Source organism: Texcoconibacillus texcoconensis (genome assembly GCF_014202575.1).
GTDB lineage: Bacteria > Bacillota > Bacilli > Bacillales > Salisediminibacteriaceae > Texcoconibacillus > Texcoconibacillus texcoconensis.
The window spans coordinates 1-21,942 of the sequence record NZ_JACHHB010000005.1; the positions used below are offsets into that span (position 1 = coordinate 1).

The 21,942-nt window shown below is 39.4% G+C and carries 18 protein-coding genes; 9 read left to right on the plus strand and 9 right to left on the minus strand.

Annotated features, from left to right (window positions below; genetic code table 11):
* Positions 1 to 139 precede the first annotated feature (139 nt).
* Positions 140 to 1,765 carry a glutathione ABC transporter substrate-binding protein gene (locus tag HNQ41_RS06395; protein WP_184663598.1) on the minus strand — a complete coding sequence of 542 codons (1,626 nt, stop codon included), beginning with the start codon at positions 1,763 to 1,765 and terminating at the stop codon, positions 140 to 142.
* Between the two features lie 411 nt (positions 1,766 to 2,176).
* Here HNQ41_RS06395 and HNQ41_RS06400 point away from each other — a divergent pair, with 411 nt between their 5' ends.
* The 4 genes from HNQ41_RS06400 to HNQ41_RS06415 are packed head-to-tail and all read left to right on the plus strand — an operon-like array spanning position 2,177 to position 6,061.
* Entirely contained in the window at positions 2,177 to 3,073 is an 897-nt protein-coding gene (locus HNQ41_RS06400) for an ABC transporter permease (protein WP_184663599.1), read from the plus strand.
* A gap of 11 nt (positions 3,074 to 3,084) precedes the next feature.
* A complete protein-coding gene (nikB, locus tag HNQ41_RS06405; RefSeq protein WP_184663600.1) occupies positions 3,085 to 4,008 on the plus strand; it encodes a nickel ABC transporter permease in 924 nt (307 codons plus the stop codon).
* Positions 4,009 to 4,041: 33 nt separating this feature from the next.
* Positions 4,042 to 5,076: an ABC transporter ATP-binding protein gene (locus HNQ41_RS06410; protein WP_184663601.1), complete on the plus strand. Its 1,035-nt coding sequence runs from the start codon at positions 4,042 to 4,044 to the stop codon at positions 5,074 to 5,076.
* Positions 5,048 to 6,061, plus strand: a complete 1,014-nt coding sequence (locus HNQ41_RS06415; RefSeq protein WP_184663602.1) for an ABC transporter ATP-binding protein — start codon at positions 5,048 to 5,050, stop codon at positions 6,059 to 6,061. The genes HNQ41_RS06410 and HNQ41_RS06415 overlap by 29 nt, the downstream gene beginning before the upstream one ends.
* Before the next feature lie 90 nt (positions 6,062 to 6,151).
* Here the strand turns inward: HNQ41_RS06415 and HNQ41_RS06420 are convergent, their stop codons facing one another.
* On the minus strand, positions 6,152 to 6,703 hold the full coding sequence (locus HNQ41_RS06420; protein ID WP_184663603.1) for a hypothetical protein: 552 nt from the start codon (positions 6,701 to 6,703) through the stop codon (positions 6,152 to 6,154).
* Positions 6,704 to 6,928: 225 nt separating this feature from the next.
* Here HNQ41_RS06420 and HNQ41_RS06425 point away from each other — a divergent pair, with 225 nt between their 5' ends.
* Complete coding sequence (locus HNQ41_RS06425) at positions 6,929 to 8,152, plus strand: hemolysin family protein (RefSeq protein WP_184663604.1); 1,224 nt, start codon at positions 6,929 to 6,931, stop codon at positions 8,150 to 8,152.
* Positions 8,153 to 8,202: 50 nt separating this feature from the next.
* Here the strand turns inward: HNQ41_RS06425 and HNQ41_RS06430 are convergent, their stop codons facing one another.
* A complete protein-coding gene (locus tag HNQ41_RS06430; protein ID WP_184663605.1) occupies positions 8,203 to 8,346 on the minus strand; it encodes a hypothetical protein in 144 nt (47 codons plus the stop codon).
* Positions 8,347 to 8,531: 185 nt separating this feature from the next.
* Positions 8,532 to 11,042 carry a helicase-related protein gene (locus HNQ41_RS06435; RefSeq protein WP_184663606.1) on the minus strand — a complete coding sequence of 837 codons (2,511 nt, stop codon included), beginning with the start codon at positions 11,040 to 11,042 and terminating at the stop codon, positions 8,532 to 8,534.
* 639 nt (positions 11,043 to 11,681) lie between these two features.
* On the opposite strand from HNQ41_RS06435, the gene HNQ41_RS16615 reads away from it, so the two are divergent.
* A complete protein-coding gene (locus tag HNQ41_RS16615) occupies positions 11,682 to 12,275 on the plus strand; it encodes a PilZ domain-containing protein (protein ID WP_184663607.1) in 594 nt (197 codons plus the stop codon).
* Positions 12,276 to 12,788: 513 nt separating this feature from the next.
* On the opposite strand, the gene HNQ41_RS06445 is transcribed toward HNQ41_RS16615, so the two are convergent.
* Positions 12,789 to 13,298: a hypothetical protein gene (locus HNQ41_RS06445; protein WP_184663608.1), complete on the minus strand. Its 510-nt coding sequence runs from the start codon at positions 13,296 to 13,298 to the stop codon at positions 12,789 to 12,791.
* A 279-nt stretch (positions 13,299 to 13,577) separates the two neighbouring features.
* Here HNQ41_RS06445 and HNQ41_RS06450 point away from each other — a divergent pair, with 279 nt between their 5' ends.
* From HNQ41_RS06450 to HNQ41_RS06460, 3 genes are all read left to right on the plus strand, one after another.
* A complete protein-coding gene (locus HNQ41_RS06450; RefSeq protein WP_184663609.1) occupies positions 13,578 to 14,222 on the plus strand; it encodes a transcriptional regulator in 645 nt (214 codons plus the stop codon).
* Positions 14,223 to 14,594: 372 nt separating this feature from the next.
* Positions 14,595 to 16,019: a hypothetical protein gene (locus HNQ41_RS06455; RefSeq protein ID WP_184663610.1), complete on the plus strand. Its 1,425-nt coding sequence runs from the start codon at positions 14,595 to 14,597 to the stop codon at positions 16,017 to 16,019.
* Between the two features lie 203 nt (positions 16,020 to 16,222).
* Positions 16,223 to 18,364, plus strand: a complete 2,142-nt coding sequence (locus HNQ41_RS06460; RefSeq protein ID WP_184663611.1) for an ATP-dependent Clp protease ATP-binding subunit — start codon at positions 16,223 to 16,225, stop codon at positions 18,362 to 18,364.
* 227 nt (positions 18,365 to 18,591) lie between these two features.
* Here HNQ41_RS06460 and HNQ41_RS06465 read toward each other — a convergent pair whose 3' ends face one another.
* The 4 genes from HNQ41_RS06465 to HNQ41_RS06480 all read right to left on the minus strand — a co-directional run bounded on the left by HNQ41_RS06465 (position 18,592) and on the right by HNQ41_RS06480 (position 21,830).
* Positions 18,592 to 19,101, minus strand: a complete 510-nt coding sequence (locus HNQ41_RS06465; protein ID WP_184663612.1) for a GNAT family N-acetyltransferase — start codon at positions 19,099 to 19,101, stop codon at positions 18,592 to 18,594.
* An 85-nt stretch (positions 19,102 to 19,186) separates the two neighbouring features.
* The gene (locus HNQ41_RS06470) at positions 19,187 to 19,699 is read right to left on the minus strand and encodes a hypothetical protein (protein WP_184663613.1); all 513 of its coding nucleotides are present in this window, start codon (positions 19,697 to 19,699) and stop codon (positions 19,187 to 19,189) included.
* Positions 19,700 to 19,967: 268 nt separating this feature from the next.
* Positions 19,968 to 20,780: a DUF2935 domain-containing protein gene (locus HNQ41_RS06475; RefSeq protein WP_184663614.1), complete on the minus strand. Its 813-nt coding sequence runs from the start codon at positions 20,778 to 20,780 to the stop codon at positions 19,968 to 19,970.
* Between the two features lie 144 nt (positions 20,781 to 20,924).
* Complete coding sequence (locus tag HNQ41_RS06480) at positions 20,925 to 21,830, minus strand: M23 family metallopeptidase (RefSeq protein ID WP_246421527.1); 906 nt, start codon at positions 21,828 to 21,830, stop codon at positions 20,925 to 20,927.
* Between the last annotated feature and the right edge of the window lie 112 nt (positions 21,831 to 21,942).

Below are 21,942 nucleotides of genomic sequence, written 5' to 3' on the forward strand. Positions count from 1 at the left end.
CTCACGGTGGACACCCTTGCCATTCGCTAACAGTTCCCACTGCCAAGCCTGTAGTGGACTTTCACCACCTAGCTGTCAGACATGCCGGGCACACCCTAAAAAAGCTGAGAGCATTTGCCCTCAGCTTTTCACTATAACCTTATTGTTCAATTGTTACATCTTGAAGTTCAAACAACCCGTCTGGATGTTGACCGAATCCTTGAACTTCTTCACGCAAACCTACGAGGAATGTTTGGTGATGGATATTAATAAATGGTGCTTCTTCTGCTAAAATTTCCATCGCTTCTTCATAGATCTCTTCACGTGCTTCTGGGTCCGCTTCTCTACGTCCTTGATCTAGAAGATTATCGAGCTCTTCATTGTCGATAAACGAACGGTTACCTTCTGCTCCATGATTTGAAGAGTGGAATAGAGCATATAATCCGTAGTCCGCATCACCTGTTACTGTTGACCAACCGAGAATAAACATATCGTGCTGTCCTTCAGCTGTGTTGTCTAGATATGCACCCCACTCAAGAACCTCAATGGATACATCAATCCCAATCTCCCCTAATTGCGCTTGAACGATTTCTGCAATGTCCTGACGGTCGCGACTATCATTTGTCCAAATTGTTGTTTCAAACCCGTCTTCATAACCTGCTTCAGCTAAGAGCTCTTGTGCTCGCTCCACATCATACTCTAATTGTGTGACTTCATCACTAAAACCGAACACATTTGGTCCGATTGGAGCAACCGCCGGCGTACCAAATCCTTCCAATAACCCGTCGATAATCACGTCTTTATCGACTGCCTTTGAAATGGCTTTTCTTACTTTTGGATCGTCAAATGGTTCTTTTTGTGTATTAAAAGAAATATAAGATAGGCTCAAGCTGTCTTGCTCATTGACAAGCGTTGACTCTCCTGAGTTAACACGGCTATGGTCACTAGGACTTACTGGGTCAATAATATGAGCCGAACCTGTTTCAAGTTCACCAATTCGTGTTTGGTCTTCTGGTGTTACTTGGAATGTCACACTATCAACTTTCGCATTTTCACCCCAGTAATCTTCATAATTATTTAAAACAACTTTTTCCCCTGATACCCATTCTTCAAATTCGAAGAAACCTGTACCAATTGGGTTGTTATTAATATATTCACCTGGTTGTGCATCTTCTTCTTCCATTTTCGCATAATCTGCCTCAATCACCTCAAGACTGATCATAGAACCACCAGTATGAGAAAGGTGTGATGGGAGAGGTGCAAACGGGTATTCTGTAACAAACTGAACTGTATAATCGTCTACGACAACCACTTCTTCTACCATTTCATATAAGAATTGACGTGGTGATGCAATATCAGGATCTAATATACGTTCGATGTTTGCTTTTACAACCTCAGCGTTAAATTCAGAACCGTCGTGGAACGTAACGTCATCACGTAATGTGAATTCCCAAACATCCTCTTCCACCGCTTCCCAATCTTCAGCAAGAAGTGGTTGTAACTCCATGTCTTCATTTTGAGAGACAAGTGATTCGAAGATATTCGTCTGTACGTTACTAGAAGGCGTATCATTGACACCATGTGGGTCCATCGCTTCAATATCAGACAAATTAGAAATGATCAAGTCGTCTGTCTCAACAACCTCTCCCTCTCCCTCTCCTTCACCTGCATCGCCAGTGTCCTCATCAACAGCTCCTTCATCCGTAGGTTCACTTGAACAAGCAGCAAGAGCCAATGATAGCGCAACGGATGTTACGCCAAATTTAAATGTTTTTGTATGAAACATTTGTATCCCCCTTTTTTTATGAATTTTTTTCATATTTCTCACTAATTAAATTACACGATAGTTCAAAAAAACACAAGATAAATTATTGCAAAATTTTAATTAGAAAGATAACGTTTAACACATTAAATAATTGCTGTATTAAAGATTTCGTTTTAAAATACATAGTGGCAACATGATATATATAGTAATTTCGCGAAATAAACCTATCATTTCCATATAAATTTGTTCATTTTATTCTATTGAGTTATTTTAATATCCTGTTATAATATTTTTAATTCCAAGAACCAAGAATTCGACAAAAACTGAATTTCCAAAAAGCTTCTATTTACAAATCAAGAACCGTTCTGCACACTAGAGTAATGATGTGCTTTAACGTTCAGAGATAATATAAAGAAAAGAGAGGTAGATATGATGGCTGAGACAAGTGTTAAAACACAACAGGCCGAGACGAAACCACCATCGCCACAATTAGAAAATATGAAAAAAGTTTATAAAAAACTTAAGAAAAATAAAACGGCGATGGTCGGTGGTATTCTCATTTTATTTTTCATCATTGTTTCAATTATCGGTCCGGTCCTAACTCCATTCGATCCTGATGCACAAGATTATACGAATCGGTTAGCATCGCCGAACGCGGATAATTGGTTTGGAACAGACCATCACGGAAGAGATATTTTCACCCGGATTATTCACGGTACAAGTATTACGCTATATATTGGTTTCTCTTCTGTTTTATTAGGTTCTGTTGCCGGTACTGTTATTGGTATTGTTTCTGGTTATTATGGAAAGAAAATTGATGCTATTTTGATGAGGTCAATGGATGTTCTTCTTGCATTCCCTGGTATCTTACTTGCATTAGCAATCGTAAGTATACTCGGCGGAAGTTTACAAAACGTTATTATTGCTGTTGCGGTATTCTCCATACCCGTTTTTGCAAGAATTGTCCGAGGATCGACACTAGCTGTGAAAAAATTGGAGTATGTTGATGCCGTTCGTGCACTTGGTGCTTCAGACTTTCGCATCATTTTCCGACACATACTACCGAACATTATGTCACCTATTATTGTTCAAGCAACATTACGTATGGCGACAGCCATCCTCGCAGCAAGTGGATTATCATTCCTCGGTTTAGGTGCACAACCACCTACACCAGAGTGGGGCGCGATCTTAAGTCAAGGGCGCAACTATATGTGGGACGACCCTCACTATGCACTTTTCCCTGGGCTTGCTATTGTGGTCGTGGTTCTCGCATTCAATCTATTTGGTGACGGATTAAGAGACGCACTAGATCCAAAAACGAAAGGGTAAGGGGGATAAACATGCTAGTATTTGTCTTAAGACGTATTCTTCAAACAATCCCCGTCATTTTCGGGGTAACGATACTTGTTTTCTTAATGATCCACCTCATCCCAGGGGATCCTGCGCAAATCATTGCTGGTGAAGCTGCAAGTGATGCACAAGTTCAACAAATGAGAGATCGATTAGGTTTAAATGATCATTTGCTCGTACAATATGGTCGCTTCCTTGGTGATATTATGCAGTTCGACTTAGGTAATTCGATTCGAAGTGGTAACCCTGTCAGTGCTGAAATCGGTTCTAGGTTCTGGGTCACTTTTGAATTAGCTTTCTTCAGTACTTTGCTTAGTATTTTTATTGGAATTATTGCTGGCGTTATTTCCGCAACAAAGCGCCATACTTTTTTAGATACATCAATTATGGTGATTGCATTATTCGGATTATCAATGCCTAACTTCTGGCTAGGTTTAATGTTAATCCAGTATTTCGCTTTACCACCACTACAATGGTTCCCAGTTTCAGGTTGGGGATCAATTGAACACATGGTGCTTCCAGTAATCACACTTGGTACAGCTGGGGCAGCTATTATCGCACGAATGACAAGGTCAAGTATGTTAGAAGTAATTAACCAAGACTATATTCGAACAGCTAGAGCAAAAGGTGTAAAAGAACAAATTGTCACTTACAAGCACGCATTACGAAATGCACTCATTCCAGTTGTAACTGTTGTAGGTCTACAATTTGGTACTTTACTAGGTGGTACTGTTCTTACTGAAACAGTATTCTCTATTAACGGTTTGGGGCGGTTAGTCATTGATTCGATTAATGCACGAGACTTCCCTATCGTTCAAGGTACCGTACTCGTTATCGCTTTACTATTTGTACTCGTAAACTTTTTAGTCGATATTTCTTATCGTTTCCTAAATAAACGTATTGAATTAGATTAACTTTGACAGAAAAGAAAGGTGGGGATTCTCCCTATGGAACCATCTTCAAACATTATCGAAGTAAATGATTTAAGAACATCATTTTTTACAGAAGAAGCTGAAGTCAAAGCCGTTGACGGTGTAAGCTTCTCCGTCCCAAGTGGTAAAACGCTTGGCATCGTAGGTGAATCAGGTTCAGGGAAGAGTATTACCTCTCTTTCAATTATGAGATTAATTCAGGAACCTGGACAGATCGTTGGTGGCGAGATTAACTTTAAATCTGATAACTTACTAGATAAATCTGAAAGTGAAATGCGCCGCATTCGCGGTAATGAAATTTCAATGATCTTCCAAGAGCCGATGACTTCATTAAATCCTGTATTTACAGTTGGAGATCAAATTTCAGAGGCTTATAGAATTCACCAAGGCTTGTCCAAAAAACAAGCTTTACAGAAATCGTTGGAAATGCTTGAGCTCGTTGGTATCCCATCACCAAAAGACCGTTTAAAGCGGTATCCTCACGAACTATCTGGTGGAATGCGCCAACGTGTCATGATTGCGATTGCTCTTGCTTGTAAACCAGAATTATTAATCGCTGATGAACCGACGACAGCATTAGACGTAACGATTCAAGCACAAATTTTAAGGCTTATTAATAACCTACAAGACGAATTAGGTATGTCAGTCGTCTTGATTACACACGACCTTGGTGTCGTTGCTGAAACATGTGACTATGTAGCTGTTATGTATGCCGGAAAAATCGTCGAGTATGCTGATGTTCAAACACTGTTTGAATCACCAAAACACCCTTATACTGTTGGGCTATTAAGCTCTCTTCCACGTCATGATATTGACCAAGAAGAACTGCAAGTGATTAAAGGAATGGTCCCATCTCCTACAAACATGCCAGAAGGGTGTCGTTTCGCCCCTCGTTGTCCATTTGCGACAGATCTATGTAAGGAACAACTTCCTACATTAGATGACCTCGAGGATGGAAACCAGGTTCGTTGCTGGGTTTATTCTGATAAATGGGACGGAGATCCGGAGGTGAATGTAAAAGATGACTACGGAACTGCTACAAGTTCATAACTTAAAACAATATTTCCCTATTAAAGGTGGGATCTTCGGACGTAAAATTAATGACGTCAAAGCTGTTGACGATATTACTTTCGCAATCAATGAAGGTGAAACATTAAGTATCGTTGGTGAGTCCGGTTGTGGTAAGTCTACAACTGGACGTGCGATTCTTCGTTTAGATGAACCAACTTCTGGTGAAGTCACTTTCGATGGTGAAGATCTACTATCTCTTAATAAGAAGGAAATGCAAAAAAAGCGCAAAGACTTACAAATTATCTTCCAAGATCCATACGCCTCCATTAACCCGCGTCAAACGGTTCGACAAGTGTTAAATGAAGCGATGGAGATTCAAAATGTATTACCTAAAGAAGAGCGTTATGACCGCATGATCGAGTTGTTAGAAACAGTTGGTCTTGGCCCTGACAAATTGGATCGTTTCCCTCACGAATTTAGCGGTGGACAAAGACAGCGTATCGGTATTGCTCGTGCTTTAGCTGTCGATCCTAAGATGATTGTCTGTGACGAATCTGTTTCTGCTTTGGACGTTTCTGTACAAGCACAAGTACTAAACTTGTTGCAGAAATTACAAAAAGACCTCAACCTCACTTACTTGTTTATTTCACACGACTTAGGGGTTGTGCGTCACATCTCAGACCGCGTTCTTGTCATGTATTTAGGAAAAATCGTTGAAATCGCAGATAAGAAGTCTCTATTTGATAATCCAAAACATCCGTATACTAAAACTTTACTATCTGCGATTCCAGTTCCTGACCCGAATGCAAAAAAAGAACAAATTGTTCTTAAAGGTGATGTTCCTTCACCAATTGACCCACCAACTGGTTGTCGTTTCCACACACGTTGTCCATTTGCAACAGACCGTTGTAAAGAAGAAGTTCCAGAACTTCGACAAAACGAAAACCTTATGGGTGAACAACATCAAGCGGCTTGTCATTACATCGAAGAAATCGAATCCGGTGAAATGCAGCCAAAATATTAACAGTAAAACCGAGCGTGGTTCCTCCTCGCTCGGTTTTTTTATGTATTAAACTATTCAAAAGTCTTCACTATTTCACTTCCTTCTTCTCTTTTAATTCTTGTAACTAACCGGGCCAACCATCGGAATTGGAATAAAACGATAAGGAAACTTCATACGATACAATTTAAATTCCCCGTTTTCTTCCACCCATTCTAGCGGTACGGTTGTCTCCCTTGTTGATCTACCTACATCCAATTCCACTGTTAAATTCAAACCGTAACGTTTATGCGGGGTACCATCGTTACTCTCACTTTCCCTTATGTAAAAATCAAGTTGTTCACGGTAATTAGGAATCGCCGCAAGTTCATTTTCTTGAATGTCATCCAAAGTATTGTTCCAATGTTCTTTTAAACCATCTTCTTCTATGATATCTGTATGAACGTACTGTTCATGGGTTTCATCCCGATCTTGTACAAAAAGGTCTGTTACAAACTTTCTAGATTGCTGATAAATTTCAAATTCATCTTCTTCCTTTAACGAAGCGTCCATTTGTCCAGAAGGTCCAGAATTCACTTCAATACGATTGCTAACCATGATGATGAAAAGAAGAATTAATGAAATTTGTAGTGGCCGCTTTAACGTTTCACTACTTGGGAGTCTCACCTTTTCCCTCCTTTCATCACTTACCTTTCTTAAAATCGTAACATATCGACATCATTTACATATATAAACAATTTTTTGGTGAAGTGAAAATACAGGAATAACGGGAATCGCAAAATGCAATAAATTTGTATTTTTCTCACCATGATGAACATCTTATAGATATGAAAAATAGTACATACGGAACAATTACTCCTATGCATTTTCATGTGAAAGGAGGTCATCCTTTTGATCATTGCCATCATATTGTTATTTTTCGTATCACTTTTCTTTTCAGGAAGTGAAACGGCTTTGACTGCCGCCAACAAAATGAGACTTCAAACCATGGCGAGTCATCATGACAAAAAAGCTGAGAAACTTTTAGCATTAGTTTCTAAACCAAGCGAATTTATAACAACGATTTTAATAGGAAACAATATTGCAAACATCTTGCTGCCAACACTTGTGACGACACTTGCAATTGAATATGGTTTTCACGTTGGACTTGCTTCTGCCATTTTAACGATCACGATCATTATCTTTTCTGAAGTGATCCCGAAGTCTATAGCAGCAACATTTCCAGATCGCATCTCACTTCTCATTTACCCAGTGATTCGTTTTTTTGTCTATGTATTCAAACCACTTTCTGTGGTTTTGAATGCGTTAACGGGTTACATTACAAAAGCGTTATCTAAAGGACAAGTCACCAACCCTTCAATCTCAAAAGAAGAATTAAAAACGATGGTCGATATCGCAGACTCAGAAGGTACCTTTCACCCAGCTGAATCTCACCGTATTAAAGGCGTCCTCGACTTTTATAACCTTAATGTCAAAGATGTATTGAAAACACCACGAATCGAAGTGAGCGCCCTTCCGATTACTGCAACCTATGAAGAAGTTCGTGATGTCGTCATTGAAAATCCATTTACAAGATATCCTGTATTTGAAGCAAGCATTGACCATATTGTAGCCGTATTTCATTCTAAATACTTGCTATCGTGGTCCATAGATCGTGAAAAATCATTTAAAGATTTTTGTGACCCTGATCCATTGATTGTATATGAATTTCATTCGATCGAATGGGTCTTTCGTAAAATGACGAAAGAAAAAAAGCACATGGCGATTGTATTAGATGAATATGGAGGAACAGAAGGAATACTCACACATGAGGATGTCATTGAGTCGATGATTGGGTTAGAAATTGAAGACGAAATGGACCGTGAAAACGAACTGCTTATTGAGAAATTCACGGACCAAGAAATGATTTGTGATGGTAAGATTACGCTGAGGCGTTTAAATTCGATTTTTCGTTCAAATATTCCAGAAGAAGAGGATGTTTTAGCAGGATACTTGCTAAAAGAATGCGATGATTTTCCCGAAGAAGGGGATGTGATTGAGCGGAACAATCTAAAGTTTACAATCGTTGAGATAGAAGGGCGAATGATTCGAAAAATCAAAATAACGAAAGCTTAGCACGTGCATCCCTTTAACCACCCACCCTAACATGTTTTCATTTTTCAATCCTATGGTCGAATGATCGACGCGATATTTACACTTTTACTTATGCCAACCTTTTCTGCTTCATACGTCAAGATTTCGTGATAAGGAGTTGCCAAGACGACTTCTAAATCATAGGACCGTCTTGTAACTCCCCAAAAAAAAATCACCATAGACCCTCCCTTCTTGCTCTCCATTGACATAAATGTGGGCGTGACCCGCCAAAGTATGTTCCATTTCAATTTCAACAAACAAATTTCCTTCGTCATCTTATACGAGAGATACAAAAAAAGGCCCCTCATTCCGAGGTGACCTTCTACTCATCACGTAAAAATCGTACAATCGGTGTCTCACCCTAGCTTTTGGTGAATCTCCTCCGATACCTTTTCGAATGACAATCATCACACATAGTATGAGGAAACTCAAAAGGAAGAGAACGTCCACAATACTTACACTTCTTATTATAAACTGTCATGTCTGTCTTCAAATGTTCATGAACATCATCACTGATTTCCTCTCGGACGCGCTCCCAATAAATTGCCTCCGTTTGACGGCCTAAACGGTATAAAAATAAAAGATGTAACCCTAACGACTTATAAGTAAGCTCAAGATCTTCTAATGTATCCGTTTTTATTTTAGGCTCCGGCAACTCACCACCACGCGCGATCGCTTTCATCTTATTTTTCCATTGTAAAATGAGCGGCATTTCCTTTTTAGAAAACGGTAAGTGTAAAAACCCGTACAAGTCCATCATTGACAGACGTCCCTCGATTTCAGTTCCACGGATGAGTTCGTACAGTTCACGTTCTTCTGATAAAGTCGCCTTTATTGTCCCATAAGGACTATCAAATTTATCCCAAAGTTCAAAGAATGTACCTAAATCACGATAATATTTTTGGAAACGCTCAAACACATTGTTCGTAGGTGCAATCGCAAACGATTGAACAGGTTCATCTGGCTGTTCAATCAAACGTGTCATTAATTGGATATCTTTCGTAAAGGCTACTTTTCCTACATTGTAGATTCCTTTCCTTCCAGCACGCCCAGCAATTTGTTTCACTTCTTGAGACGTTAAACGACGTCGTTTCGTGCCATCAAACTTTTCATTTTCTAAAAACACGATGCGGCGAATCGGTAAATTTAAACCCATGCCAATCGCATCTGTCGAAACAATAACCGTCGTCTCCCCTTTAATAAACCTTTCCATCTGTTTCTTTCTCGTCTCAGGAGGCATGCTTCCATAAATCATACTGACAGAATATCCGTCTTTTCGTAACTTTGATGCCGTTTCGAGCACTCTCTTTCGCGAAAAACAAACAAGCGCATCCCCTTTTTCCGTTTGTTGGATTTTAAATGGACTTGATTCAACTTGCAAAGGGATATCTCGTTCATAATCGTAAATATCGATGTTTGCATCACCGAGCAATTCAAGAACGATCGATTTCGCATTGTTGCTTCCGATAATATGTACTTCGTTTGCATTAACATTGGTAATCGCTTTATACCACGAGAACCCCCGGTCTTTATCCGTGATCATCTGAGCTTCATCAATCACGACGACATCGAAAAAATCTCTTTCGTGGAACATTTCTACAGTACAAGATAAGTGTGTCGCGTCATCAAGATCTTTTTCTTCCTCTCCTGTTTTTAAGCCAGAATCAAGCCCTTCATTGTTTAACTTTTCATATACTTCGAGGGCAAGAAGGCGAAGAGGCGCCAAATACAAACCCGTTTTTCCTTTCTTCATTTGCTTTAAAGCATGGTGTGTTTTTCCTGTGTTCGTTTCTCCGATATGTAAAACATACCGTATATCTCTGCCTGTTTGTGGACGATATTCACGACCGAAAATATCTTCAAGCATCCGCTCTTCTTCTTCTTTTTGTCGTTCGATCTCCGCCAATTCTTCTGCTTCTCTTTGTTTTCGTTTCTCTAGACTTTCTTCGTACATCGCTTGATGACGCTCTTCGTCAAATGGAACATGGGCCAATAAAAGCAAATCATCAATATATTCCTCTTGCATATGTGATAGCCAATCAATTTTGAATTCCTCAATCTCCTCCATAATCATCCACATTAATGTCGAACTTGTTAACGTTTGGTCTGAAAGAGCGTCATATTGTTCACGTAAATGTTTAGGGAGGTCGTCTAAAATTTCCTTGGCAATAGGACCATACAATTTATTGTCAATAAGTTGGTCAAATACGTGATAGTACGTTTCGTCTACACGGCCATGTTTGTATGAACGCCAATCGTCCCCAAACAAAACAGCACCTGTCGGCTCTTCGTAAAGCTCCCATACTTTTTCTACACGAGCAGTGATTTCAGGTGTAACCTTCGCAATGTGCTCCCCCATTAAATGACGTACATACAAAAAATAGAGAAACGCTCGCTTCTCTAACTTCTTATACGCTGTTATTTCGATTTCTCGTTCTATCGCGCTTCTTTTCTCTTTTAAAATCCGCTCTTCTTCTCGTTCTATATAGGCACTTCGCGATTTCTGGTACTTTGACGCCCAATATTCATGATTCTCGGCGTACCTTTCATCAAGCCAGCCAATGACATCAAAAGGCATATACAATTTGATTTCATCTCGAAATAGTTTATTGATAATTTTTCGGCTCACGCCTTCAACGTCATACCCTATATCCGTCAAAAAGGCACGTTTCCCTCTTTTAGATACATCGTTTGACGCTTTATTAATCCATACATTCGTCCAAATTTGTTCGATATACGGTTGTCGCTCTCGTTTATACGTTTCAAAAGAAGGCATTTCTTCCTTTGTTTCAAGAAAACGATTGATGTCTTCATGAACTTTTCTTTTCGTATGTTCAACAGCGTGATGGTGAACTTTTTCTAGCTGATCCATTGTGTTCTAAAACTCCTTTCTTCATTAGGGGGAAACCTTCTTTTATTTCCAATTAAGATATTGCTATGTAAAAAACAGACTTTTTCTCCGATTGTGTAAAATGAGCTTATTGTTTATTGTAACGGTTAACATTATACATTATTCAATGGACAATCCAATCCTTTTCTATCTAAAACGAAGGAGAGTGTCGATATCGACTATATTCAAATATACGGATATCATTTTACGGTATTTACGGATACACTTAAATTTTCTGTATATTGAATGGATTTCATAATAGATGATGAAAAGATCATTTCCCAACATGATTTTGATTTTCATTGCAGGCGGACGCTTTCCCAAGGGCTTGTCTTCAGCTAAATTCAGCTCCACAAACTGTCGCTGAATTGGATCTTCAGACTGCGCTTATCCTTTGGGAGCCCTTCAGATCAACTTTTCTGAGGGAGTCGCCGCCTTTCGTTTCAATCAGTTTCAAAAACGAACGTTAACCTTCGTGATGTTTGTTAAAACCCTTCATGATGAAATTGGTTCTATTGTTACATTTTTGTGACATTGTCGATTTTTATGTTTAGATGTTAATTTTTAGGGAATTTGTCAACTGCCTAGTTTTCATTTTAAAGTAGCTTTACGAAGGAGGGAGTGACATTCGAGCCGCCACTACTGATCGCCTCAGTGACCATTTTTTTATCTCTATTTTTACCTTTAGGCACTTTTTCAATTTTGACATACCGATTGAAAAAAAATTTAGTCAAACAAAAAGGTGAAAATGAGCGTCTTTTAGAAAATGTTTATCATTTAAAACAAAAACAACAAGAGATTGAGCGCAGAAAAGCATTTCGGTTGGAAGTCTCTAATGTAGATTGTGAAATTACTTTGAATGGAATAGGAGACCGCAAGCTTAACCACCTTATTGGAAAAAAAGGAACCGGGACTATTCATGACTTAAGTGCAAACGGGGCTAGACTCGCTTGTCACTACGACTTACCCGTTCGAAAAGGAATTATCATTGGTATTGATTTTATATTTAGAGAAGAACACTTTTCTTTTAGAGCCAAACTCGTTCGTAAAATTGAACATTTTGAAGGTAATCATGTAGAATTTGGCATCGAATTTATTGGTATGTCTATTCAAGAGCAAGAACAGTTATCCTCTTTGCTTATCGCAACAGAACGTGAATACATGAGATCAAAGGGGTATAAAAACGTTCATTTTTTCGAAAATTACAAGAATTGATTTAGATATTATGATATACGGAAATTGAAAAAAGAGGTTGTCAAAAATGAGCCTAAAACTCAATTTTTACACAACCTCTTAAAACATTATAGACACGCTAATTTTTCTTTTATTTGAAGATCGATTAGTTCATTGCTATTTTCCGCCACTCAAAATCCCCGTAAATGTTTTGCGCGTAAATATAAATATCTTCACTTGCGGATGCGGACACGCAGACATACATTCCGTTATTTCAGCCAAATACGCCATTTTTAGGAGTCGGACGGACATATGTTCCGTTAATCCTCAATTTGGCATGCTATAAAGGCCGATTTTTTGCAAATAGCGGAACTCATGTCCGGAAAAAGCTCAAAAACAGCCTTTTTTTAGTGAATAACGGAATCAATGTCCGGATCGACTGAAACAGTGGACGTGACCGCATTTAACCATTCTGAAGTCGTTCCTTTCGCTTCTATCAGCTTATCCCAAACAACAAAGTTTAAGAAAAGAACATAATAAAAAGTCGATCCTTGTTTAACTGCCCTCTTCAATTTTGTATCGTGACTTCGATAAATGTAGAACATCATTGTCAGGATCGTTATCTTCAAATTGAGCAGCTACGACTTCATATTCTCCTGGTTCCAGTAACCACCCTTCTAAGTTCAAAGAAGACTGCGCTAATTCTGCACCTTGTCTCGCCTCCACAAATATTTCGTTTACGTAAATAAAGACTTCTTTATCTGCATCGAAATTTTCTATCGTATAGCCTATTTGCGTGAGCATAGTATCAGAGGAGACAAATTTGACCGGTATATCTTCTGGGTCGCCACTCGTTTCATCGACCGTCACTTCACCTTCCCCAGTTTCATCAGCATCATCAGGAAATGGATATTCACTTGTTAATTCATCAGTCTCTTCTTCCGTTGTCGTTTCTTCCATTTGATCATCCCCGTTTTCTTCATCGACTGGGTCATTTCCACCACAAGCGACCGTTACGAAGGCGAGACAGAGAACGATTATTAGTAGTGCGAATAATTTCTTCATATTTTCTTCCTCCTTTATTTTTGGAAGTTCTTTTCTTAGTTTTTTAATTGATGGGATTTTTATGTGTAAATGAATGTATTGAAAAAAACACGAGATTTAGATTGCGGCGTGGATTGATGATGCAAAAGACACGTTCACCTATGAGAAAGTTTTTATTTACCTTCTCTAATGTAAAATTTGTTTTATATTGTTGTTTTTTTGGGAATATATTTTTTGAGTTGATCCAACTCAAGGGACTAACATTTTCATAACCTTACCCAAATAGAAAGGAGTGCTTACATGTCGCAATTCGAACAAGCATACGAAGAATGGCTTCAAAAAAATCTCTTGGAAGAGAACAATCACAGGAGACAAGAAATACTTCGTAAGGGGCTTGGTCACGGTACAGTTGAATTCCTTCGGTACATATGGTTCCCAACTATAGGGCATTTCGATCATTTGTACCCTGAATGGGAGGTACGTGATTTCAACAATGGATATCGTTATTTAGACCTTGCTTACATGCCTTTTGGTGCAAAAGGAGGGATTGAAATTCAAGGTTATGGACCCCATGCCCGGGACCTTGATGTCAGACGGTTTAAAGATTTATGCTGGCGCCACTCACTATTAGCCCTTGATGGTTGGACCTTTTTACCTGTTGCTTATTTGTCCATTAAAGATGAACCCAAACAATGTCAACAATTGATTCTTTCTTTTATAGGCAAATTCACTTCTTCTGACGTCCCTTCACAATTATCCTCTTCGGAAGCCGAGGTTATCCGCCTATGTCGTCGCTTATTACGACCGATTACTCCTTTGGAAGTCGCCCATCATTTACGAATAAGTGACCGCCATGCTAGACGTATTTTGCATAAACTTGTTGATATTCAGGTTCTACAAGTTGTAAGTGGAAAAGAACGTGTGAGAACGTATCAACTAAGATGAGATTGTTCAACAATTGTTCAATGATTATATAATTTTTACGTCGCTCCGGACATATGTTCCGTTATTTACTCAAAAAACTGTATTTTTGAATGGTCCACGGACATACATTCCGCTATTTGCTGCAAAACCTACCATTTCAACTCATTTTTTACCGATTAACGGAACCAATGTCCGCCACACCCTCAGAAAAGCCCTTTTTGTCACAGATAACGGAACTCATGTCCGCTCCGCACAATGGCAACCCATGCAGCAGCTCCTATCTCTTTCTCCGCAACTGCCCATGTCACTCCTGCCTACGAAACGCCATACATTAATCATAGTTAGACACCGTCAGAAACTCCATGATTTGTGTTTGGGGTGAAAGGAGATAACATGGAAGCTGTAACGTTAACGTTTTCTCATTGGGTGTTCCTTTTCGTGATTTTAACGATTTTTACTTTTATGATCCTTAGGAGAGACGTTGTCCTCCCTTCAATTATTGGGATCTTTATACTCGGTTTCGTATATAACCTTGATCAAGGTTTTCTAAACGGGATCGTTGCTTCCTTTCAAACCGTCTTTGAGTCATTTTTAAATTCAGGTATGGTTTTGTTTGACATTATGTTAGTCATCGCACTGATGGTTGCGATGCTTAAATCCCTACAACATGCTGGTGCGGACACACTCATGGTATCTCCTTTAAGACGCCTAATGGTCAATCCAACAACAGCCTTCTTCGTACTCGGCACAGCGATGTATCTTGCTGCTACGTTCTTTTGGCCAACACCTGCAGTTGCACTCGTTGGAACTGTGCTTATTCCCGTGGCCATGAAAGCTGGTTTGCCTGCAATGGGGGCAGCTGTTTCAATCAATTTATTCGGGCATGGAATGGCACTATCTGGGGACTTAGTCATTCAAGGTGCAACGAGTATCACTTCTTCGGCAGCAGGTTTGGAATCAGTTGATATCTTACCTTACACAGCTTTATTTTCATTGATTGTAGGTTTTGTAGCCATCGGGTTGGCTTTCTTGAAAATGCGCCGTAATATGACAAATGGGAAATGGGATCAGTTAGAGACAAAAGGTGTAGAGATCGCAGATGAACCAACTGTTACACCAACAAAAAGCACGAAATTTTTGGCTGCCTTTGTACCATTTGTTTTATTCTCTGTCGTATTACTCATGCTTTACAGAGCATTTTTTAATCAAGAACAAGCGATTCAAGGTGGTGAAGCGACAGCATTACTCGGTGGTACAGCGGTAACGCTTCTAATCATTTCTTCATTTACAACACAAGGGACGAAAGCATTTGAAGACATCGTCGTTCATATACGCGAAGGTTTCTTCTTCGCTATAAAAATCTTTGCGCCTGTGATTCCGATTGCCGCTTTTTTCTTATTAGGGCATCCAGATAACGCAGAAGAAGTGCTTGGTGAAGGCGCTCCTGGCTTTCTCTTTGACCTTGGAACAGCCCTTGCACATTACATTGATGGCAATGTTATTACCGTTGTTTTAGGTATGGTCGTCATTTCGATTCTTGCTGGAATGGATGGGTCAGGTTTTTCTGGGTTGCCATTAGTGGGTGCGCTGGCTGCTGGTTTAGGTGAAGGCGTCGGAATCGATGTTGCCGTTTTGGCATCCATCGGGCAAGTAGCAACCATTTTCGCAGGTGGTGGAACACTTGCAGCCTGGGCATTTGGTGCAGCTGCAGATGCTGGAATCGCCGGTGTAAAACCGATGGATCTCGTCCGCCAAAACTTTATTCCAGTTTCGATAGGCCTTTTAGTCGCAGTCGTTGTTGCAATCTTGATCATTTAAAGAAACCTCCCCGCTCAACTTATTGACGAACCTAGAGCTCTCCAGCTTTAGGTTCTTTTTAATGTTGATTTGATCAAATTTTTAGACTTACCTCTTGAAGGTCAAAGAAGGTTAAAGTATAATATAGTCAACAAAGGTCAAAGATAGTCAAAGTCAATTATGAACATAAACCTATATAAAACCATATCAAGGAGGGAATCACATTGAATTGTCAAAAGTGTCAAAACAAACAAGCTGTCGTTGAAATGAATATTCAGGTTAACGAGCAAAGACAACGCATTCGTTTATGTGAATCTTGTTATCAAGAATTGAAAAACGGCATGTCTGTTGGCAATATGCAATCCTTTGGAAACGGTAGTCCCTTCAACAAGTTCCTTGGCGGAATGATGCATTCTGACATGGGTTCCGAACAAGAACAGTCCAACCATGCCAAAGATCAAGATCATGGACTCTTAGATGAATTGGCACAAAACATCAGTCATTCAGCCAAAGCGGGTCTCATCGACCCTGTGATTGGACGTGATGAAGAAATTCAGCAAGTGATTGAGGCACTCAACCGTCGAAATAAAAGTAATCCGATGTTGATTGGTGAACCGGGTGTCGGAAAAACTGCGATTGCTGAAGGGTTAGCTTTAAAAATTGCTGAAAACGGCGTGCCAAAGAAACTGAGAAATAAACAAGTATATATGTTAGACGTTACTTCACTTGTCGCAAACACAGGGGTTCGAGGTCAGTTTGAGGAACGAATGAAACAGCTAATTGCGGAATTGAAAGAACGTCAGAATGTCATCTTGTTTATCGACGAGATTCATATGATTGTCGGTGCTGGGTCTGCTGAAGGGTCGATGGATGCAGGAAACATTTTAAAACCGGCGCTTGCACGCGGTGAGTTTCAAATGATCGGTGCGACAACACTCAGTGAATATCGTCAAATTGAAAAAGACGCTGCATTTGAACGTCGTCTGCAACCAATTATCGTTAAGGAGCCAACTGTTGATGAGGCGATTGAGATTCTAAGAGGAATTCAAGATAAATATGAAACGTATCATGAAGTCACATTTACTGATGAGGCTATTCGTGCTTGTGTGACGCTAGCAGATCGTTACATCCAAGACCGACAATTGCCAGACAAGGCGATTGACTTATTGGATGAATCAGGATCGAAAATGAATTTAGCGTATAGTGATGGTCAAACTTCCACAGATCCAAAAGCACGTCTGAATGAAATTTATGTTGAAAAAGAACAAGCGATCAAAGAAGAAAAATATGAACGAGCAGCTGAATTGCAAAAAGAAGAAAAAGAACTTTTGGACAAACTTGATCACGCAGAAGAATCAACAAACGAAAAAGTGGTCATTCAAGTCGACGATATCCAAAATATTATTGAGCAAAAAACAGGTATCCCTGTTAGTAAACTTCAAGAAGATGAACAATCGAAACTTAAAAGTTTAGAAAAACGCCTTGCTGAAAAGGTGATCGGACAAGAAGAAGCCGTTCAAAAAGTGGCCAAAGCGATTCGCCGTAGTCGCGTTGGTTTAAAAGCAAAACATCGTCCGATCGGCTCATTCTTATTTGTTGGACCAACAGGTGTCGGTAAGACAGAGTTGACAAAACAGCTTGCTGAAGAATTGTTCGGTCAAAAAGATGCGATGATTCGCTTAGACATGAGTGAATATATGGAAAAACATGCTGTCTCTAAATTAATCGGTTCTCCACCTGGATATGTAGGGCACGAGGAAGCAGGACAACTAACAGAGCGCGTTCGTCGCAATCCGTACAGCATCATTTTGCTAGACGAAATCGAAAAAGCACACCCTGATGTGCATCATATGTTCTTACAAATCCTTGAAGACGGTCAATTGACTGATAGCCAAGGGCGCACGGTCAGTTTCAAGGATACAGCAATTATTATGACAAGTAACGCAGGGGTAAATGAAAAGAAAGTAACCGTTGGATTCGGGGAAAATGACAAACATGAGGAAGTGAATATTCTCGATTCACTCGGTGCTTACTTTAAGCCTGAATTCTTGAACCGTTTCGATAATATCGTCCGCTTTAACCACCTTAACGAGGATCATTTAATTGCCATCGTCGATACGATGTTAAGTGACCTTGAAGAAACGTTACAGGAACAAGATTTGACAATAACCGTTAGTAGTGAAGCAAAACAACGCCTTGCTGACTTAGGTTATCACCCTGCATTTGGTGCGCGCCCGCTTCGTCGCGTGATTCAAGAGCAAATTGAAGACCCCATTGCAGACCAACTGATTGACAACGAAGATCGCAAGTCTTTACACGTCGATGTAATAGATGAAAAAATCATTGTAGAAGCTCAATCTAAGTAACTTGCTACTTTTTCTACTCGGTGACTTTAGCGAAGCTTCGTCACCGAGTAGAATATCCATGTAATTGAGTATCGTTCTAATGACGCATACAATATTAGTTAAATATCCGAATAAAAGGTTGTGTTCTTTCGCTGAACACAACCTTTTGTTATTGATAGTCATTTTGAGAAGCTCAAATATTAATAGGTCATCTCATTTTTATTTTTGAACCAGGCTTTCTTTTATTGCTAGGCTACATAATCTTCCCTCAGCAACCCCATCATCAATGCATCATGATATTTTCCATCCACAAAAAAGTGCTTTTTCAGCTCTCCTTCAGTTTGAAATCCTAATTTTCGATAAATGTGAAAGGCTTTTTCATTGTTTTTTATCACGTACAAATAAAGCTTTTTCAGGTTCAATTGATTGAAGCCATACTCTACGATCAGTCGTGTAGCTTCAGTTGCATAACCTTTGCCTTGCTGAGAAGGGTCAATCATGATCGCAAATTCTGCGTTCCGGTGACGATGGTCAATATCGTAAAGACAAGTATAACCAACGGTTTCTTTTAAGTTATATAGTATGAATTCTCTGTGCGAGTTGTTGTCTTGTTCTTCCTCAAAAGATTTCTTCAATTTTTCCCTCGTTGTGTAAGGTTCTTCAAACCAATAATCCATGACATTTGGATTTATTCTCATTTTATAGATAAATTCCAAGTCATCTTTCTCAAGTGGTCGGAATTGTAGCTTATCTTCCATTTCTCTTCCTCCTTGAATGATAAAACTTTGATACTTCATGCTAACTTATTTTAAATGGAAATCACACACTATTTTTCAGACCTAACTATTCAGAAGACGCCCAAAATGCGTAAGTAACCCCAGCAAGTAATGTAGGATCAATGGATACATCATTGTTTTCAATCTCTATGAGGTACTTCATATTGACCAAAAAACCACTCCGTTTCGTTTCTCCAGAATCTTGGCCATTGACCGTTACTTTTCCCCTCCCTCTCCACGTCGCTTCTATGGAAAGATTAGGAAGGTTTTCACCTTTTAGATCTACACGTGCTTTTGTTTTCAACTCTCGAGCACTTGTAATGTCACCAATGAACTGATTATCTTTGAAAACTTCCCAGTGATGACCTTCCCGTAAGGAGACTGAGCGTTGAATGATTTCGTAGTTTTCATTTGCCGTGACAACCTTGATATTCACATCGTACATCGGATTATTCGCCGCTTCCTGCTCTTCTTTGCGACGAAACCAGCGCTTCATTTCCGCTATATCATAACCACCCTTTTCCACTGCTAATGCTTTCGTACTTGCTCCGAACAAAGGTCGGTCAAATTGGATGTTCACCTGTTTCACTCTCTTTCAAAAGGATCTGACCGTCATATGATGGCGCGTTTGCAATATACACAAAATCACGACGGCATGATTCGATATTTTCAACCTTGACCTGAACGTACAAGAATGGAGGTTTGTATGTATAGATCGTCATGTAAAGAAACCCTATCCACCCAGCATTCATTCCAAAAAACATCATATCATCCGTTTATCATCATTATAAAACAAAAATCGCATGAATTCTCATTAGAAACCATGCGATCAATCTTTAACGTATTCTTTATGCTTCGGTTCTTGGCTTTGTCGGATCACACTCAGGCATAGAAACCTCTGTCGTCTCGGCTAACTTCATTAAGTAATAACATTCTTCCCTTGCCATATGATCGGCCATTAAAGGTGATAAGACACCTAAATTTTCTTTATTTAATTCCATCTCTTCTAATTCACGTAAAAATGTTTTAAAGACAGCCATTTCCAATTCAATATCTTTGTGAAACCTTGTAAGGGCAGGGAAACGGTCGACATTGGCTCGCAAGTACCCTACCATTTCAACAGCCTTGAGATAAAATTCTTCCCAATCCTTTGTAAAACGATCACCTTTTTGTTTTAAATCATATTCAACACGATCTAAATTCCCTGAAATGGCATTTGCATGGCCTGCCGCGTCTAACAACCAAATCAAATCGTGGTGAAGGGGATGAACGTCCGCTGGCACTTCTCCCTGTACCAAATAAGAAAGTACTCTCAACGCCTCATCAAGTTCATTCACCATATGGTTTAAAAAAGACGGCGGAAGCTGAATATTGACATCACCTACTAAGTGATCTTCAATGATATCTAATTTTAACTGGCGTAACTCCTTTGCCGTTGCATTCGTTTCATTCAATAACGACATCAAATTTTGTTCACTTAATGACTGTTGTCGTGCCTTTTCCAACAATTGATCAAATCGTTTGATAAACTGACTGGCTCTTTGCACATATTCTTTTTCACTCGGTGATAATGAATCATGGATAAAACGGCCATGATCCCCTAACACTTGTAACCAAAAGTTAAGCTCAAACAATGCTTCCTCACGAAAATTTTTCCCCAATCCACACACCTCCAATATAATACTTATACGGATTAGGTCAAAATCATGAAACTTATGAGAATGGACGGACTTTTATGTACTACGCTAAATCATATTGCGTCATAGGTTATTACTTCTTGGTTTAGGGACAATGAAATCCCCGCTTCAATGAACGGGGACTCTAACAATATCATTTCTTGTTAAAAAGCGTCCGTCAAAAGTTAGCGGAACACCGACTCCATCTCTTTCTGCATGGATGTGTAAGTGGGGTTCAGATGTATTCCCAGAATTCCCTACCGCTCCTATTGGGTCACCTTCTTCTATCATTTCCCCTTCATCAACAAGCGTGCTTCCTTCCCGCATATGCGCAATATAAACCACCGCCTCGGTTTCTTCGCATTGGACCGTTACATAATTTCCCTCTGGCTGTTGCGGATTGGCCTTTGATGGAGGCATATCAGCAATTCCATCTTTGGTTTCTACGACTTCTCCATCACAAGGACTGTAAAGCTGATCGTCATAAATCAAATAATCATCAAGATTTTCAGGTAACAATCCATTTGCTCGCGCCCCATACGAATTGACTTTCATGATATCTAGCGCATACTGCTGTGGTTCATAAGCATGATGATAATTAAGTTGTGTTGAACTTCCCCCATGCGCAACATAATATGACCCATCTTGAAGCGGAAACGTCAAATCTAATGTTTCATTCTCTGTTGAGTAACCACTTAGGGCAGATAAGTTATACCATCCAAACACAACAAGGAGTACGACATAAATTCCTTTAGAGATTTTATCGCTTGTTTTTAACGGTGTTAAAAAGGGCAGATCGCTCGTTTTTTTCCAAGACACAAATCCTGCAACAAAAAAGAGCAAGGGCCATACATAACTTATATAAATACCTAACCAATCCCATCGCCCTGTTTGAAAAAGCCACGCCACAAACAATGCCGAAAAAGCGACTTTTATCATCCAGTCTAGCCTGTTTTCATATTTCCCTCTCCATAAGTCATAAAGAAATGCAATCGGTAAAATCATTTGAATGAAGATCACTTGTAAAACGAGCATCGTTGCTGCCACCACCTAAATTTTAAACATCTCACGTAACATATATTATAAGGTACTATGTAATCTTTTACATTTTTATTATTTGAAATGGTTATCAAAAAAACTGAGGGTG

What these genes read in the sequence shown, in the direction of transcription:
- HNQ41_RS06480 (WP_246421527.1), bottom strand. Translation starts at nt 21,830, where the DNA reads ATGCTCGTTTTACAAGTGATCTTCATTCAAATGATTTTACCGATTGCA.
- nikB (WP_184663600.1), top strand. Translation starts at nt 3,085, where the DNA reads ATGCTAGTATTTGTCTTAAGACGTATTCTTCAAACAATCCCCGTCATT.
- HNQ41_RS06445 (WP_184663608.1), bottom strand. Translation starts at nt 13,298, where the DNA reads ATGAAGAAATTATTCGCACTACTAATAATCGTTCTCTGTCTCGCCTTC.
- HNQ41_RS06410 (WP_184663601.1), top strand. Translation starts at nt 4,042, where the DNA reads ATGGAACCATCTTCAAACATTATCGAAGTAAATGATTTAAGAACATCA.
- HNQ41_RS06415 (WP_184663602.1), top strand. Translation starts at nt 5,048, where the DNA reads ATGACTACGGAACTGCTACAAGTTCATAACTTAAAACAATATTTCCCT.
- HNQ41_RS06435 (WP_184663606.1), bottom strand. Translation starts at nt 11,042, where the DNA reads ATGGATCAGCTAGAAAAAGTTCACCATCACGCTGTTGAACATACGAAA.
- HNQ41_RS06395 (WP_184663598.1), bottom strand. Translation starts at nt 1,765, where the DNA reads ATGTTTCATACAAAAACATTTAAATTTGGCGTAACATCCGTTGCGCTA.
- HNQ41_RS06465 (WP_184663612.1), bottom strand. Translation starts at nt 19,101, where the DNA reads ATGGAAGATAAGCTACAATTCCGACCACTTGAGAAAGATGACTTGGAA.
- HNQ41_RS06450 (WP_184663609.1), top strand. Translation starts at nt 13,578, where the DNA reads ATGTCGCAATTCGAACAAGCATACGAAGAATGGCTTCAAAAAAATCTC.
- HNQ41_RS06400 (WP_184663599.1), top strand. Translation starts at nt 2,177, where the DNA reads ATGGCTGAGACAAGTGTTAAAACACAACAGGCCGAGACGAAACCACCA.
- HNQ41_RS06455 (WP_184663610.1), top strand. Translation starts at nt 14,595, where the DNA reads ATGGAAGCTGTAACGTTAACGTTTTCTCATTGGGTGTTCCTTTTCGTG.